At 63.7% G+C, this 15,588-nt stretch carries 14 protein-coding genes; 5 read left to right on the top strand and 9 right to left on the bottom strand.

The annotated features are described in order from the left end of the window. Positions 1-44 precede the first annotated feature (44 nt). Entirely contained in the window at positions 45-428 is a 384-nt protein-coding gene (locus F474_RS19705) for a PaaI family thioesterase (protein WP_097088247.1), read from the bottom strand. Next, on the bottom strand, positions 428-2,752 hold the full coding sequence (locus F474_RS19700) for a Tex family protein (protein ID WP_097088249.1): 2,325 nt from the start codon (positions 2,750-2,752) through the stop codon (positions 428-430). Before F474_RS19700 ends, F474_RS19705 begins: the two co-directional genes overlap by 1 nt. Before the next feature lie 226 nt (positions 2,753-2,978). Here F474_RS19700 and ompR point away from each other — a divergent pair, with 226 nt between their 5' ends. Together ompR and F474_RS19690 are read left to right on the top strand one after the other, a co-directional pair. Then, on the top strand, positions 2,979-3,719 hold the full coding sequence (gene ompR / locus F474_RS19695; protein ID WP_097088251.1) for a two-component system response regulator OmpR: 741 nt from the start codon (positions 2,979-2,981) through the stop codon (positions 3,717-3,719). A 90-nt stretch (positions 3,720-3,809) separates the two neighbouring features. Continuing rightward, on the top strand, positions 3,810-5,120 hold the full coding sequence (locus F474_RS19690; RefSeq protein WP_097088253.1) for an ATP-binding protein: 1,311 nt from the start codon (positions 3,810-3,812) through the stop codon (positions 5,118-5,120). Here the strand turns inward: F474_RS19690 and rimK are convergent. Beyond that, the gene (gene rimK, locus F474_RS19685; protein ID WP_097088255.1) at positions 5,117-6,022 is read right to left on the bottom strand and encodes a 30S ribosomal protein S6--L-glutamate ligase; all 906 of its coding nucleotides are present in this window, start codon (positions 6,020-6,022) and stop codon (positions 5,117-5,119) included. The genes F474_RS19690 and rimK overlap by 4 nt on opposite strands. After that, positions 6,019-6,468: an ATP-dependent zinc protease gene (locus F474_RS19680; RefSeq protein ID WP_256577833.1), complete on the bottom strand. Its 450-nt coding sequence runs from the start codon at positions 6,466-6,468 to the stop codon at positions 6,019-6,021. Before F474_RS19680 ends, rimK begins: the two co-directional genes overlap by 4 nt. Before the next feature lie 182 nt (positions 6,469-6,650). On the opposite strand from F474_RS19680, the gene F474_RS19675 reads away from it, so the two are divergent. Beyond that, positions 6,651-7,049 carry an RNA-binding S4 domain-containing protein gene (locus F474_RS19675; RefSeq protein WP_097088260.1) on the top strand — a complete coding sequence of 133 codons (399 nt, stop codon included), beginning with the start codon at positions 6,651-6,653 and terminating at the stop codon, positions 7,047-7,049. On the opposite strand, the gene F474_RS19670 is transcribed toward F474_RS19675, so the two are convergent. Beyond that, positions 7,046-7,843, bottom strand: a complete 798-nt coding sequence (locus F474_RS19670; protein ID WP_097088261.1) for a phosphatase PAP2 family protein — start codon at positions 7,841-7,843, stop codon at positions 7,046-7,048. The genes F474_RS19675 and F474_RS19670 overlap by 4 nt on opposite strands. A gap of 109 nt (positions 7,844-7,952) precedes the next feature. Here F474_RS19670 and hslO point away from each other — a divergent pair, with 109 nt between their 5' ends. Both hslO and F474_RS19660 read left to right on the top strand, forming a co-directional pair. Next, positions 7,953-8,855: an Hsp33 family molecular chaperone HslO gene (hslO, locus tag F474_RS19665; RefSeq protein ID WP_097088263.1), complete on the top strand. Its 903-nt coding sequence runs from the start codon at positions 7,953-7,955 to the stop codon at positions 8,853-8,855. A gap of 176 nt (positions 8,856-9,031) precedes the next feature. Continuing rightward, complete coding sequence (locus tag F474_RS19660; protein ID WP_097088266.1) at positions 9,032-10,576, top strand: phosphoenolpyruvate carboxykinase; 1,545 nt, start codon at positions 9,032-9,034, stop codon at positions 10,574-10,576. A 145-nt stretch (positions 10,577-10,721) separates the two neighbouring features. On the opposite strand, the gene F474_RS19655 is transcribed toward F474_RS19660, so the two are convergent. The 4 genes from F474_RS19655 to yrfG form a co-directional block, all read right to left on the bottom strand. After that, a complete protein-coding gene (locus F474_RS19655; RefSeq protein ID WP_097088269.1) occupies positions 10,722-13,061 on the bottom strand; it encodes an FdhF/YdeP family oxidoreductase in 2,340 nt (779 codons plus the stop codon). Further along, positions 13,058-13,891, bottom strand: coding sequence for a formate dehydrogenase accessory sulfurtransferase FdhD (gene fdhD, locus F474_RS19650; protein ID WP_097088271.1), 834 nt, complete (start codon positions 13,889-13,891; stop codon positions 13,058-13,060). Before fdhD ends, F474_RS19655 begins: the two co-directional genes overlap by 4 nt. 108 nt (positions 13,892-13,999) lie before the next feature. Further along, positions 14,000-14,884 (bottom strand): LysR family transcriptional regulator, encoded by an 885-nt coding sequence (locus F474_RS19645; RefSeq protein WP_097088273.1) that lies wholly within the window; start codon positions 14,882-14,884, stop codon positions 14,000-14,002. Positions 14,885-14,923: 39 nt separating this feature from the next. Next, positions 14,924-15,586 (bottom strand): GMP/IMP nucleotidase, encoded by a 663-nt coding sequence (yrfG, locus tag F474_RS19640; RefSeq protein ID WP_097088275.1) that lies wholly within the window; start codon positions 15,584-15,586, stop codon positions 14,924-14,926. Positions 15,587-15,588: the final 2 nt, after the last annotated feature.

The raw sequence follows: 15,588 nt of genomic DNA, 5'->3' as shown, positions 1-15,588 counted from the left end.
AGCATCCATTTGCGCTGACACTACTCCAACCGGGGCCGCTTCGGCTACAAAGCCGCGAATGTGGCCTGGGCCTTGGCCATGAGTTTGTCGTTCTGGAACACTTCGGCGTCGACTACCAACGTCCGCCGCCCGGCGTGGACGACCCGCGCGACGCAGGCCACTTCGCCGTCGCTGACCGCGCGGATGTAGTTGATCTTGCATTCCAGGGTAACGCTGCTCTTGTCGAACCCATGAGCCGTGGAACAGGCAAGGCCCATCGCCACGTCTACCAGGCTGAACATCGCCCCGCCATGCAGCTTGCCCTGCCGGTTGCGCAGCGGCTCGGCCAAGGCCATGGCGACCTCTGCCAGGCCTTCGCCCAAGCGCACGACGCGGCAGCCCAACAGCTCGCTGAATGGGCTGGCGACGAAGCCTTCGGGGATATCCATCAACGTTTCTTCAGTTGCTTGGCGTTGGCAAACAGCGCGGCCATCGCATTGTTGGCCGGTGCGGCGGCCGGCGCGGCAGCGCGGGCATTGCCCTGGCCCGAACGCGCGCCGCCTTGAGGGCGGCCGCCACCCCGTGGGCCCTCGGTCTTCTCACCCGGGGTGTCGCTCATGCGCATCGACAGGCCCACGCGCTTGCGTGGAATGTCCACTTCCATGACTTTGACCTTCACCACATCACCGGCCTTCACTGCCTCGCGCGGGTCTTTGATGAACTTCTCGCTCAAGGCGGAGATGTGAACGAGCCCGTCCTGGTGCACGCCGATGTCGACGAAGGCGCCGAAGTTGGTGACGTTGGTGACCACGCCTTCGAGCACCATGCCGGGTTGCAGGTCTTTCAGGTCCTCGACGCCTTCCTGGAACTCGGCGGTCTTGAATTCCGGGCGCGGGTCGCGGCCAGGCTTGTCGAGCTCCTGGAGAATGTCGGTCACGGTCGGCAGGCCGAAGGTGTCATCGGTGAATTTCTTCGGGTCCAGGCGCTTCAGGTAAGCGCTGTCGCCGATCAGCGACCGCACGTCGCGGCCGGTGTCCTGGGCGATGCGGGTAACCAGCGGGTAGGCTTCCGGGTGCACCCCCGAGGTGTCCAGCGGGTTGTCGCCGTTCATCACCCGCAGGAAGCCTGCGGCTTGCTCGAAGGTTTTTTCGCCCAGGCGGCTGACCGCCTTGAGCGCGGCACGGGTGCGGAACGCGCCATGGGTGTCACGGTGCGCGACGATGTTCTGCGCCAGCGTGGCGTTCAGGCCCGAAATGCGCGAGAGCAGGGCCACAGAGGCAGTGTTCACGTCTACGCCCACGGCGTTCACGCAGTCTTCGACCACCGCATCCAGGCTGCGCGCCAGCTTCAGCTGCGAGACGTCATGCTGATACTGGCCCACGCCGATGGATTTGGGGTCGATCTTGACCAACTCGGCCAGTGGGTCCTGCAGGCGGCGGGCGATGGATACCGCGCCGCGCAGCGAGACGTCGAGGTCTGGGAATTCACGCGCCGCCAGCTCCGAGGCCGAGTACACCGAGGCACCGGCTTCGGAGACCATCACTTTGGTCATCTTCAGGCCAGGGTATTTCTTGATCAGCTCGATGGCGAGCTTATCGGTCTCGCGGCTTGCCGTGCCATTGCCGATGGCGATCAGGTCCACGGCGTGCTTGGCACACAGCGCTGCGAGCACAGCGATGGTCTGGTCCCATTGATTCTTGGGGGCGTGCGGGTAAACGGTGGCGGTGTCGAGCAGCTTGCCGGTGGCATCGACCACCGCCACCTTGCAGCCGGTGCGCAGGCCCGGGTCAAGGCCCAGGGTGGCACGGGGGCCGGCCGGGGCGGCCAGCAGCAGGTCGTGCAGGTTACGGGCGAACACGCTGATCGCCTCGCTTTCGGCACCCTCGCGCAGCTCGCCGAACAGGTCGTTCTCGAGGCTGGTGTAGAGCTTGACCTTCCAGGTCCAGCGCACCACTTCGGCCAGCCATTTGTCGGCCGCCCGGCCGCGGTTGGCGATGCCGAAGCGCTCGCCGATCATCAGCTCGCAGGGGTGCAGGGTGCCTGGTTGTTCATCACCCACCTTCAGCGCCGCGCTCAGGATGCCTTCGTTGCGCCCGCGGAAAATCGCCAGGGCGCGGTGAGACGGTGCGCTCCTGAACGGCTCGTCGTGCTCGAAATAGTCACGGAACTTGGCGCCTTCCACCTCCTTGCCCGGCACCAGGCGCGCGCTCAGCGTGGCTTCCTGTTTGAGGAACCCGCGAAGCTTCTCCAGCAGCGCCGCGTCTTCGGCGAAACGCTCCATCAGGATGTACTTGGCGCCCTCTAGCACCGCCTTGGTGTCGGCAAAGCCTTTTTCGGCGTCGATGAAGCGCGCTGCCTCGGCTTCGGGGTTCAGCTCCGGGTTGCCGAACAGCCCGTCGGCCAGCTCGCCCAGCCCGGCTTCAAGGGCGATCTGGCCCTTGGTGCGACGTTTTTGCTTGTAGGGCAGGTAGAGGTCTTCGAGGCGGGTCTTGGTGTCGGCCAATTGGATGTCGCGCGCCAGCTCCGGCGTCAGCTTGCCTTGCTCCTCAATGTTGGCCAGGATGCTGGCGCGGCGGTCGTCGAGCTCGCGCAGGTATCGCAGGCGCTCTTCGAGGTTGCGCAGCTGAGTGTCGTCGAGGCTGCCGGTGACCTCCTTTCGGTACCGGGCAATGAACGGCACGGTGGAGCCTTCGTCGAGGAGGGCGACGGCCGCGGCGACCTGTTGCGGGCGCACGCCCAGTTCTTCGGCGATACGGCTGTTGATGCTTTCCATAAAACCCCTGCACTCGTTGCTGGATGGGGCCGGGCGAGGTGCGCCGGGCAGGCCCCTGGATCAAAAAAGCCGGCATTATACCCAGCGACACGTACCCCGGGGCAGCGGGAGGTGCTTGCAGGATGGGCGGTCGGCTGCTTGTCGAGGAAAAATCTGCTAACAATGCATACAGCACGGCCTCGCCTCGGCGCGTCATAATGCGCGCCGCCCTGAACAGGAGTCTTTCATGAGCAGCACTGCCCAAACAGCCGAAGGCGAGAAAATCCTGATCGTGGATGACGATCCAGGCCTGAGCAGCCTGCTGGAGCGTTTTTTCGTCAGCAAGGGGTACCGCGCCCGTGCGGTGCCCAACGTCGAACAAATGGACCGCCTCCTTGCTCGCGAGGTGTTCAACCTTGTCGTGCTCGACCTGATGCTGCCGGGTGAAGACGGCCTCTCGGCATGTCGCCGGTTGCGCGCAGGCAACAATCAGATCCCGATCATCATGCTCACCGCCAAAGGTGACGAGCTCAGCCGCATCAAGGGCCTGGAGCTGGGCGCTGACGACTACCTTGCCAAGCCGTTCAACCCCGATGAGCTGATGGCGCGTGTCAAGGCCGTGCTACGTCGCCAGCACAACCCCGTGCCGGGCGCTCCGGGCAGCTCCGACGAGCAGGTTACCTTCGGTGACTACGTGCTGTCGCTGGCCACCCGCGAGCTCAAGCGTGGCGACGAAGTTCACATGCTCACCACCGGTGAATTCGCAGTGCTCAAAGCCCTGGTGATGCATGCCCGCGAACCGCTCACCCGCGACAAGCTCATGAGCCTGGCCCGTGGCCGTGAATGGGATGCGCTGGAGCGCTCCATCGATGTGCAGATCTCTCGGTTGCGTCGGATGATCGAGCCCGACCCCTCCAAACCACGTTATATCCAGACTGTGTGGGGGGTCGGCTATGTCTTCGTCCCCGATGGCAACGCTGGCCGCTGATCTCCGCCGTACAATCTGGCGACTTGCCCGCACCAAGCTCCGGCTGGCGTGCGGCAAGTCGTTTTTACGTGCCTGCCTGTCGATAAATCCATGAAAGCACCCGTCTGGTTTCCGCAAAGTTTCTTCGCCCGCACCCTGTGGCTGGTGCTGGTCGCCGTCCTGTTCTCCAAGGCCTTGACCCTGGTCTACCTGCTGATGAACGAAGACGTGCTGGTCGACCGCCAGTACAGCCACGGTGTCGGCCTGACCCTCCGGGCCTACTGGGCTGCCGACGAGAAAAACCGTGAACGCATCGCCGATGCTGCGGGGCTGTTGCGGGTGGCCGGTACCAACGTGCCCCAGGGGGAGCAACACTGGCCGTACAGCGAGATCTACCAGCGCCAGATGCAAGACGAACTGGGCGAAGACACCGAGGTGCGCCTGCGGGTACATGCCCCACCGGCGTTGTGGGTACGGGCGCCAAGCCTGGGGCCTGACTGGATGAAAGTGCCGCTTTACCCACACCCGCTTCGCGGCCAGAAAATCTGGAGCGTGCTGGGCTGGTTCCTGGCAATCGGGGTGCTCTCCACGGCGTCCGCCTGGATTTTCGTTAGCCAATTGATTCAGCCGCTCAAGCTGCTGATCAATGCCGCACGCGAGCTGGGCAAGGGCCGCAGCGTGCGCCTGCCCATCAGCGACCAGCCCAACGAAATGACCGAGGTCTACAACGCCTTCAACCAGATGGCCGAAGACGTCGAGCAGGCCGGGCGAGAGCGCGAGCTGATGCTGGCTGGGGTTTCCCACGACCTGCGCACGCCGCTGACGCGCCTGCGCCTGTCACTGGCCATGATCGGCGAGCGCAACGAATTCGCCGATGACATGGTGCGCGATATCGAAGACATGGACGCCATCCTCGACCAGTTCATGGCATTTATCCGCGATGGGCGCGACGAGGCGCTGGAAGAGGTCGACCTGAGCGAACTGGTTCGCGAGGTGGTGGCCCCGTTCAACCAGCCCGAGCACCGAGTCAACCTGGCGCTGCAGCCCATTCCACCGGTGCCGTTGCGGCGCATATCGATCAAGCGGCTGTTGATGAACCTGGTAGGCAATGCGCTTTATCACGGCGGCCAGCAGGTCGAGGTAGCGGCCTACGTGGCGGGTGATTCCAGCGCACCTTACGTCGTGCTGAGTGTGCTGGACCGTGGCGAGGGCTTGAGCGAAGAGGAGCTCGAAGGCATTTTCAACCCCTTTACCCGTGGCGACCGCGCCCGCAGCAAAGGCACCGGCCTGGGCCTTGCCATCGTAAGGCGCATTGTCGCGATGCACGGCGGTACGGTGGAGCTGCGCAATCGCGATGGTGGTGGCCTGGAAGCGCGGGTGCGGCTGCCGTTGAATCTGATGCTCCCGCGCGATGCCGTTTAGCCTTTGCCTTTAGTACGGATCATGTTCGGCCCGCTGTTTTTCTCCAGGTGTTCGATGATGATGGAGGCGACGTTCTTGCCGGTGGTTTCCTCGATGCCCTCAAGGCCTGGCGACGAGTTGACCTCCATCACCAGCGGGCCGTGATGCGAGCGCAGGATGTCGACGCCTGCCACCGACAGCCCCATGACCTTCGCGGCGCGAATGGCGGTCACTCGCTCTTCCGGGGTGATCTTGATCAGGCTTGCGGTGCCGCCCCGATGAAGGTTGGAGCGAAACTCCCCGGGTTTGGCCTGGCGCTTCATGGCGGCGATGACCTTGTCGCCGACCACGAAGCAGCGGATATCAGCGCCACCGGCTTCCTTGATGTATTCCTGCACCATGATGTTCTGCTTCAGCCCCATGAAGGCCTCGATCACCGATTCGGCGGCCTTGGTGGTTTCGCACAGCACCACGCCGATGCCTTGCGTGCCTTCGAGCACCTTGATCACCAGCGGTGCGCCGTTGACCATCTGGATGAGGTCCGGGATGTCGTCGGGGGAGTGGGCGAAACCGGTAACCGGCAAGCCCAGGCCGCGGCGCGACAGCAGTTGCAGCGAGCGCAGCTTGTCGCGTGAGCGGGCGATGGCGACCGACTCGTTGAGCGGGTACACGCCCATCATCTCGAACTGGCGCAACACTGCGCAGCCGTAGAACGTGACCGAGGCCCCGATGCGCGGGATGACCGCGTCGAAACCTTCCAGCGGTTTGCCACGATAGTGGATCTGGGGGTGATGGCTGGCGATGTTCATGTAGGCGCGCAAGGTATCGACAACGACCATTTCATGGCCACGCTCGACCCCGGCTTCGACCAGGCGGCGTGTGGAATACAGACGCGGGTTTCGCGAAAGTACGGCGATCTTCATGCAGCACCTGTGGATTCAGGAAGGGAGACCGGGAATACCGGCTTGTCCTGGACGTACGTGACGCCAGGGTTAACGACCAATTGGCCTGCTACAAGGGCCTTTGACCCCAGCAGCAGGCGATAACGCATTGCCTTGCGGCAGGCCAACGTGAATTCGACCTGCCACACCCGGTCGCCCAGGGCCAGCGAGGTGCGGATGGTGTAGCGGGTCTGGGCCTGGCCGTTGGAGCTCTTGATGGTTTTGATCGCCACCAGAGGCGCTTCACAGCGGCGATGGCGCAATTGCACCACGCTGCCCAAGTGGGCGTTGAAGCGCACCCAGCGTTCGCCGTTGCGCTCGAAGGGCTCGATCTCGGTGGCGTGCAGGCTGGAGGTGCTGGCACCCGTGTCGATCTTGGCACGTAGCCCTGCAACGCCGAGCTCGGGCAATGCCACCCACTCACGCAGGCCGATCACCGTCAGATGGTCGAATGTTTTCAAGATTTTCAGTCACCGGTGTGGGTGCAAGGAAGGTTTCGCATAGAGTAGCTTCCCGCAGGTTGCGCGGCACCCCCGTTGGTGCCAGGCAAGCGTTGCATCCGATGTCAGTGGGAGTAGAGTGGAAAAATGTTCAAACAAGAGGTGCAACAGTGGCCAAGGCTGCAGAGCAGGAAGACGACAAGGTAAGGCTGGACAAATGGCTGTGGGCGGCGCGTTTCTACAAAACCCGTGCCCTGGCCAAGGCTGCCATCGAAAGCGGCAAGGTGCATCATCGTGGTGAACGCTGCAAGCCAGGCAAGGAGCCACGCATTGGCGACCTTTATGAGCTGCGCACCGGGTTCGATGAGCGAACGGTAGAGGTCAAGGCGCTTTCGGCCGTACGCAGGGGCGCCCCAGAGGCGCAAACCCTTTACGAAGAAACGCCGGAGAGTGTCGCTCGCCGCGAGAAGGCAGCGGCCATGCGCAAGGCCGGTGCCGTGGGCATCGAAACAGATGGCCGGCCTACCAAGAAGCAGCGCCGGCAACTGTTCGATCTGTTGCGCGGTTAGGCGCTGATCACGCTCAGGCGGTTGATCAGCGGCAACTTGCGCAGCAGGTTGAAGATCGGCGCGGTCATGCGGGTGAGCCAGCCGCTGGCATGGGCCACGAACGGGGTGTAGTAGCCCCAGCCCAGCGCCAATACGGCCATCAATACGCCACCGATGTAGTCGTCCTGCCCCCAGTGGGCGCCCGCTACCAGGCGCGGCATGCTGAACAGCAACGCCAGGGCCCATGGCAGCAGCATCTGGCCCGCACGGCGAGCGCACACGCTCATGTACAGCGCCCAGATGAACAGCACTGAGGCGTGGTCGCCGGGGAAGCTGTTGCTGGATTGGTCCTTGAGTTGCCAGTGCTTATCCAGATGTGGGTACCAGTCGCTCAGGTGAACGGCGTTCTGCACCACCATCGAGATACTGTCGTGCTGCCAGCCCATTGCATCGCAGAGCTTGGAGAACAGGGTGCGGATAACCAGCAGCAGGAGCAGCACCGAAATGAAGCCCCAGAACGCGCGGCGCACTTCGCTGGCTTTGAAGATCCAGTCACCGCGAATCAGCAAAAACAGTAGAATGAGCCCCACCAATGCATCGAAGGGGCGCAGGCTGCCCACGGTCCAGATGTAACGCCAAGCGGCGTTGCTGGCCAGGGGTTGGTTGACCACTGCGTAGAAGGCCTCATCGGCCCAGGTCATGGCGGCGTTGCCTGCCGGCCATAGCCATAACCCCAGCAAGGCCACGGCGATCACATTGCACAGGATCAGGCCGCGTGCGTTCCATCTAGGCTGGAACAGTGCGGATGCATTCATAAAGGACCTCGAGCTTGGCAGCTTCCAATGCACCGGAGTGGTGCGTACCAGTTGGCAAGTTTATTTACATTGATACTTATTTTGTCATTTTTTCTTGATAGGCGGCCCCATGTCCGACGCTTCTATTACTGACTATTCCCAACGTTTCATCTTTGACGACGCCGATGTGCGCGGCGAAATGGTCGAGCTGCGCGCCAGCTACGCCGAGGTGCTGGCCCGCCATCCTTACCCGCAACCGGTCGCCGAGCTGCTGGGCCAGTTCATGGCGGCGGCTGCATTGCTGGTGGGTACGCTCAAGTTCGATGGCTTGCTGATCCTGCAGGCACGCTCTGATGGCCCGGTGCCCTTGCTGATGATCGAGTGCTCCAGTGCCCGTGAGCTGCGCGGCCTCGCCCGCTATGACGCAGAGGCATTGGGCGATGTGCATGATCTGCAGTCACTGATGCCCGATGGCACCTTGGCGATGACCGTCGACCCAACCCGCGGCAAGCGCTATCAGGGCATCGTGGCATTGAACGGGCACACCCTGGCCGAGTGCTTCGACCACTACTTCAAGACCTCCGAGCAATTGGGCACTCGCTTCTGGCTCGAGGCCGATGGGCAGAACGCACGCGGCATGCTGTTGCAGCAACTGCCCGTCGAGAAGTTGCGAGACAGCGAAGAGCGCGCCAGCAACTGGGAGCATCTGGTAACCCTGGCGCGAACCTTGAGCGCCGAGGAGCTGCTGACCCTCGATAACGACACGCTGCTGCACCGCCTCTACCACGAAGAGCAAGTGCGCCTCTACGATCCGCAACCGCTTACCTTCCGTTGCAGTTGCTCCCGCGAGCGCTGCGGCCGCGCGCTGATCAGCCTGGGTGAAAGCGACGCCCTGTCGCTGGCGCAAGAGCAAGGCGGCCAGGTCGAGATCGACTGCGAGTTCTGCAACGAGCGCTATTTCTATGACGCGAGCGACATCGCGCAACTGTTCGCAGGGGGAGGGGTCGAAGGAGCGTCAGAGACCCGTCACTGAAGCGATTAACCCGACGGTACAGCTCTGCAGGTGCCGGAATAGCGCCGTTTTCGACCCGGGGGCTCTACTTTTTCCGGGCGGTTCTGGCATAATCCGGCCCACTTTTCACCTGTAGTAGTGTTGTAAATTTACTACAAAACGTAGAAACACTCGGCTCAGTGCCGACGGGGATTCACATGACGCAAGCCAAAAACGCCGTGTATACCGACATCAGCACCGCTCAACTGGTAGAGGAAGCCCTCCGCCGCGGTGAGGGTGAGCTTGCCGCCAATGGCTCGCTGGTTGTGAAAACAGGCCATCGTACCGGTCGTTCGCCGGTCGATCGCTTCATTGTTGAAGAGCCTTCCAGCCAGGACCAGATCGCCTGGGGCCCGATCAACCGCAAATTCCCTGCCGACAAGTTCGACGCCCTTTGGGGCCGTGTCGAGGCCTACCTGGCCGAGCGCGACCATTTCGTCTCCCACGTTCACGTAGGGTCCGACGCCAGCCACTACCTGGCTGTGAAGATGACCACCGAAACCGCCTGGCACAACCTGTTCGGCCGTTGCCTGTTCATCAACCCCGAGCAGTACAACCCCGCCGGCAAAGACCAATGGCAGATCCTCAACGCCCCATGGTTCGTGTGCGAGCCGGAGCGTGATGGCACCAACTCCGATGGCACCGTGATCATCAACTTCGCAGCCAAGAAAGTGCTGATCGCTGGCATGCGCTACGCCGGCGAAATGAAGAAGGCCATGTTCTCGGTGCAGAACTACCTGCTGCCGGCTTCGGGCGTGCTGCCGATGCACTGCGCTGCCAACATGGGCGAAGACGGCGATGTAACTCTGTTCTTCGGCCTTTCCGGCACGGGCAAAACCACCCTGTCGGCTGACGAAAGCCGTTACCTGATCGGTGACGACGAGCACGGCTGGGGCGACGGCGTTGTCTTCAACATCGAAGGCGGCTGCTACGCCAAATGCATCGACCTGACCGAGAAGAACGAGCCGGTGATCTGGAAAGCCATCCAGTTCGGCGCGGTGCTCGAGAACGTCGTGCTGAACCCGGAAACCCGCCTGCCCGATTACACCGACGACAGCCTCACCCAGAACAGCCGCGCCGCCTACCCGCGTGAGCTGATCGAGAAGCGCGCGCCGAAGAACCTCGGTGGCGAGCCGAACGCTGTGATCTTCCTGACCTGCGACCTGACCGGCGTGCTGCCGCCAGTGTCGATCCTCAACGAAGAGCAGGCGGCCTATCACTTCCTGTCTGGCTACACCGCCCTGGTCGGCTCGACCGAGATGGGTTCGGGCGCCGGCATCAAGTCGACCTTCTCCACCTGCTTCGGCGCACCGTTCTTCCCGCGCCCTGCCGGCGTGTACGCAGAGCTGCTGATCAAGCGCATTCGCCAGTTCGGCTCCAAGGTGTACCTGGTCAACACCGGCTGGACCGGCGGCGGCTACGGCGTGGGCAAGCGCTTCAGCATCCCCACCACCCGTGGCGTGATCGCGGCCATCCAGAGCGGTGCGTTGATCGGTGCTGAAACCGAGCACCTCGATATCGTCAACCTGGACGTGCCAAAAGCAGTGCCAGGCGTCGAAACCAACCTGCTCAACCCACGCAACACCTGGGCTGACCCGGCTGCCTACGACACCGCGGCAAAAGGCCTGGCTGGCTTGTTCACCGAGAACTTCAAGAAGTTCGAAGTCAGCGATGCCATCCGCGAGGCCGGCCCGAAAGCCTGACTTCAGGTGTAGGCCGCAAAAAAACCCCGCTCTTGAGCGGGGTTTTTTATTGTCCGAAGCCTGAGACCGCGGTGGGAGGGCGGCTTGCCGAGCGACGCGTCAATCTCAACGCGCCGCTCGGGGCACCACCGCCTGCAGGTACGCATCACACGATGCGCGCACTCTCACTGCCGCGCTCTACCCGAATCGCCACGAACTTCGACGTCGGTGTATGGCTGCCAGCGCCAACACTCTCCAGCGGCACCAGCGGGTTGGTCTCCGGGTAGTAGGCCGCTGCCTGCCCCGCCGGGATGTCATAGGCCAGCAGCGTGAAGTTCTTCACCCGCCGCTCCACGCCATCGTCCCACAGCGCCACCAGGTCGACCTTCTGCCCCGGCTGGAAGCCCAGGCGGATGATGTCGGCTTCGTTGGCGAACACCACGTCACGCTGGCCATACACGCCGCGATAACGGTCGTCCAGGCCGTAGATCGTGGTGTTGTACTGGTCGTGCGAACGCATGGTTTGCAACACCAGGTCGGGCACGCTGCCGCTAGCGTGCACCTTCTCGTGCAGCAGGTCGCTGGGCAGCTCGTTGGGCTTGAAGTTGGCGCGCCCGCTCGGGGTGTTCCAGCGCCGTGCCGCCGCACTGTTGCCCAGATAGAAGCCGCCCGGCTGGTTGAGCTTGGTGTTGAAGTCGGTAAAGCCTGGAATGGTGTCGGCGATCAGGTCGCGGATCCGGTTGTAGTCTGCGATCAACCAGTCCCAGTCCACCGGCTTGTTGCCCAGGGTTGCCTTGGCGATGCCGGCGACGATCGCCGGCTCCGAACGCATCTGGTCGGAGATCGGGCGCAGCTGGCCGAAGGAAGCGTGCACCATGCTGAACGAGTCTTCCACCGTGACCGCCTGCGGGCCACCGGCTTGCTGGTCGATGTCGGTACGGCCCAGGCACGGGAGGATGAGCGCCTCTTTGCCATGAATCAGATGGCTACGGTTGAGCTTGGTGCTGATCTGCACCGTCAGGTCACAGTTGCGCAGGGCCTGCACGGTGCGCGGGCTGTCAGGCGTGGCCTGGGCGAAGTTGCCGCCCAAGGCGATGAACACCTTGGCACGGCCTTCGAGCATCGCGTGGATCGACTCCACCACGTTGTGCCCATTGGTGCGCGGCACCTTGAAGCCGAACCGCTTTTCCAGCGCTTCCAGCAAGAAGGCCGGTGGGCGCTCGTTGATGCCCATGGTGCGGTCGCCCTGCACGTTGCTGTGGCCGCGTACCGGGCACAGGCCCGCGCCGGGCACGCCCAGGTTGCCGCGCAGCAGCATCAGGTTGGCGATTTCCTGGATGGTCGGCACGGAGTGGCGGTGTTGGGTAATGCCCATCGCCCAGCACATGATCACCCGCTTGCCAGTGACGTACATGCGCGCCGCCTGCTCGATCTCGTAGAGGGCCAGGCCCGACTGCTCGACGATCTTCTCCCAGGGCGTTGCATCCACGACCGCCAGGTATTCGCTCACCGTGGCGGTGTGAGCGTTGATGAAATCATGGTCGAAGATCGCCGGCTCGCCTTTCTCCTGCGCCTCACGCTCCCACTGCAGCAGGAACTTGGCCATGCCACGCAGAATCGCCATATCACCGCCCAGCGCGGGGCGGAAGTACGCCGTGTTGGTCGGGCGGTTGCCGTTGGTGAGCATCTCGATCGGGTGCTGCGGATGCTGGAAGCGCTCCAGACCACGCTCCTTGAGCGGGTTGATGCACACCACCTGGGCACCCCGTTCCACGGCTTCGCGCAGCGGTTCGAGCATGCGCGGGTGGTTGGTGCCGGGGTTTTGGCCCCAGACGAAAATGGCATCGGCATGCTCGAAATCGGTGAAGGTCACCGTGCCTTTACCTACGCCGACACTTTGCGACAGCGCCACGCCACTGGCTTCGTGGCACATGTTCGAGCAGTCGGGAAAGTTGTTGGTGCCGAAGGCGCGCACGAACAGCTGGTAGAGGTACGCTGCCTCGTTGCTGGCGCGGCCTGAGGTATAGAACTCGGCCAGGTCCGGCGAGGGCAGGGCATTGAGGTGGCGGGCGATCAGCGCGAAGGCTTCATCCCAGCTCAAAGGCTTGTACCGGTCGGTCTGGGCGTCGTAAACCATCGGGTGGGTTACGCGGCCTTGGTATTCCAGCCAATAGTCGCTCTGCTCCAGCAGCGAGGTAACGCTGTGGCGGGCGAAGAAGGCCGGGTCGACGCGGCGCTTGGTCGCTTCCCAGTTCACCGCCTTGGCGCCGTTCTCGCAGAACTTCACCACGTCGCTTTCCGGCGAATCGCCCCAGGCGCAGCCAGGGCAGTCGAAGCCGCCGTTCTGGTTGGTCTTGAGCATCGTGCGGATGTTTTTCAGTGCATTGCCGCTGCCCAGCCAGGCGCGGGTCACGCTTTGCAGCGCACCCCAGCCGGCCGCCGCACCTTTGTAGGGTTTGTAACGGGGGGCGGAGGCAGGCGGTTTTTCGATCTGTCCGGTGCTCATGGGCGTTTCTCCAGGGCGGGGCTGTAGACCCGCGGCGCACTGTGGTGCGGTAGGTGGATCAGGTTCAGGTGATGTTGGCGCGCCCACTGCACTGCTAGGCCAGTGGGCGATGAAAGGCTGACCAGCGTGCCGATACCGGCGCGCAGGGCTTTTTGAATGAGCTCGAGGCTGCAGCGGCTGGTGACCACGGCGATGCCGCCCGTGGCCGAAATGTTCTGCCGGGCCAGTGCCCCGATCAGCTTGTCGAGCCCGTTGTGCCGGCCGATGTCTTCACGGCCCAGCAGCAGGCTGCCGTCGCTGCTCATGAATACGGCTGCGTGAACAGCGCCGCAGTGCCGGCCCAGCGGCTGGAACGCGCTGATCCGGTCGCGCAGGCCTTCGAGCCACTGCGGCGGCGGCAGCGGTGTCTCGGCCAGCACGGCCAACTCAGGCAGGGCCTGCTCGACCGCCTCCACGCCGCACAGCCCGCAGCCGCTGGTGCCGGCCATCTGCCGGCGATGATCTTTCAAGGCCCAGAACGCTCGGCTGGCAATCTCGACGTCCGCCTGCCAGGCCGCGCCGCAGCCGCTCAGGCGGATGTCGTAGATTTCACTCGCGCTGTGCACGATGCCGCTGCCGATACTGAAGCCCACCACGAAATCTTCCAGGTCGCCGGGGCTGACCAGCATCACCGCCTGGCTGATGCCGTTGTAGGCAATCGCCAAGGCGACTTCGTCGGCCAGGGCTGCCTGCCCAGGCGCTTGCCCTGCGAGGTCGCAGTAGTCATAAGAGTGGCTGGCCTGGGGCACCTGCTCGGCAGGCACCGCCATGGCTGGCTGCGGAACATTCATGTGATGGGCACGCGCGCGGTTGGGCAATGCTTTGAGCCTATGCCCGATTGCCGGCGCCGTCTAATCGCCAGTGCCGATGCCCCGATAGAGGGGGTCGATCACGGCGCGTCAGGGGTGTGATTGCACCTGGCAAAACGCGAAGCAGGCCTCGGCGAGCGCCGAGCGCGGCGCGGCTTTGCGCATGATCAAACCGACGCTGGCCAGGGTGTGCGCATTATCGATCGGCTCAAGCCGCAACTGCTCGGTGAGCCCTTCGAGCCCGCCATCCATCGGCATGATTGCGCAGCAAAGGCCCGCGTGCACGGCCTGCAGCAGTTGGTGCACCGCATCGGTTTCGATCAACGGGGCAGGCGCCAGGCCAAGGCTGTTGAAGGCGTGATCGATCGATTGGCGAAAGTGCATACCGGTGCTCAGCATACCCAACGGCAGCGCGGCTACGGTGGGCCAGTCGAGCGCTGTGCCGGCCAGGGCGAAGTGCCGTTCGTCGAACAACAGGCCCATGCGCGTGGTTGCCAGGGGCAGGGAGTCGAAACGCTCGTTGTCGAGGCGCTCCAGAAACGAAACCCCAAGGTCGATGCGGTTGCTGGCCAGCTGCTCGAGAATCTGTTCGGAGCTCAGCGAGCTCAGCTCGAAGCGCAGGTCCGGGTGCAAGGCGTGCAGGCCGGTGAGCAGCGGCACCGGGTCGAAGCTCGACAACGGCACCACGCCCAGGCGCAGCGTGCCCTGCAACTGGCCACGGCAGGCGGCGGCTTCGGCCTGCAGCCCGTCATAGGCAGCCAGCACCGTGCGTGCCCAGGCGAGCACGCGCTCACCAGGGGCAGTGAAACCTTCGAAGCGTTGGCCACGCACTACCAGTGGCAGGTCGAGCTCTTCTTCCAGGCTGCGCAGGCGCATCGACAGCGTCGGCTGGGTGATGTGGCAGCGCGCGGCTGCCTGGCCGAAGTGGCGGGTTTCGTCCAGGGCAATCAGGAAGCGTAATTGTTTGATGTCCATCCCGAACTCGGCGATTCAATGAGCGGCCATTCAAACGGGTTACACGCGGGGGTGCAAGGCTGCGTAGTCGGTCACCGCTTCGAACTCCTCGGTGTGTTTGTCGGGTTTGCAGCTGTCGGGTGAGCGCACCGCCAGCAGGTGGCCGATACCGAAGGCGCGGGCACTGCGCAGGATCGGCAGGGTGTCATCGATGAACAGGCTGCGCGCCGGCGTGAAGGCCACATCCGCGGCCAACGCCTGCCAGAACCCGGGGTGCTCCTTGGGAAACCCGTAGTGGTGCGAGCTGATCATCCGGTCGAACCAGGGCGCCAGCGCGATGCGCTCAAGCTTCAGTGCCAGCGCGTCCGGGTGTGCGTTGGTGATCATGATCACCTGCTTGCCGGCAGCCTTGAGCTCGCGCAGGAACTGCTCCGCGCCAGGGCGCAAGCGTATGCGCTCGGCGGTCTCGCGCTTGAGCTCGCGGATCGGCACGCCCAGGGTGGCGGTCCAGAAATCCAGGCAATACCAGTTCAAGGTGCCGGCGTGCTCATCGAAGAGCGCGTTCATGGCATCGAGTGCGTGGTCCAGGCTCACGCCCTGCAGCTGCGCGTAGCGTTGTGGCAGGTGTTCGAGCCAGAAGTGGTTGTCGTAGTGCAGGTCGAGTAGCGTGCCGTCCATGTCCAACAGCACGGTGTCGATCTCTGGCCAGTGAAGGGCCGCCATGG

Origin of the sequence: Pseudomonas sp. URIL14HWK12:I12, assembly GCF_003097135.1 — a bacterium.
Lineage (GTDB): Bacteria > Pseudomonadota > Gammaproteobacteria > Pseudomonadales > Pseudomonadaceae > Aquipseudomonas.
The sequence above is the reverse complement of the archived record's forward strand: the minus strand, read 5'-3'. Positions and strand labels throughout refer to the sequence as shown.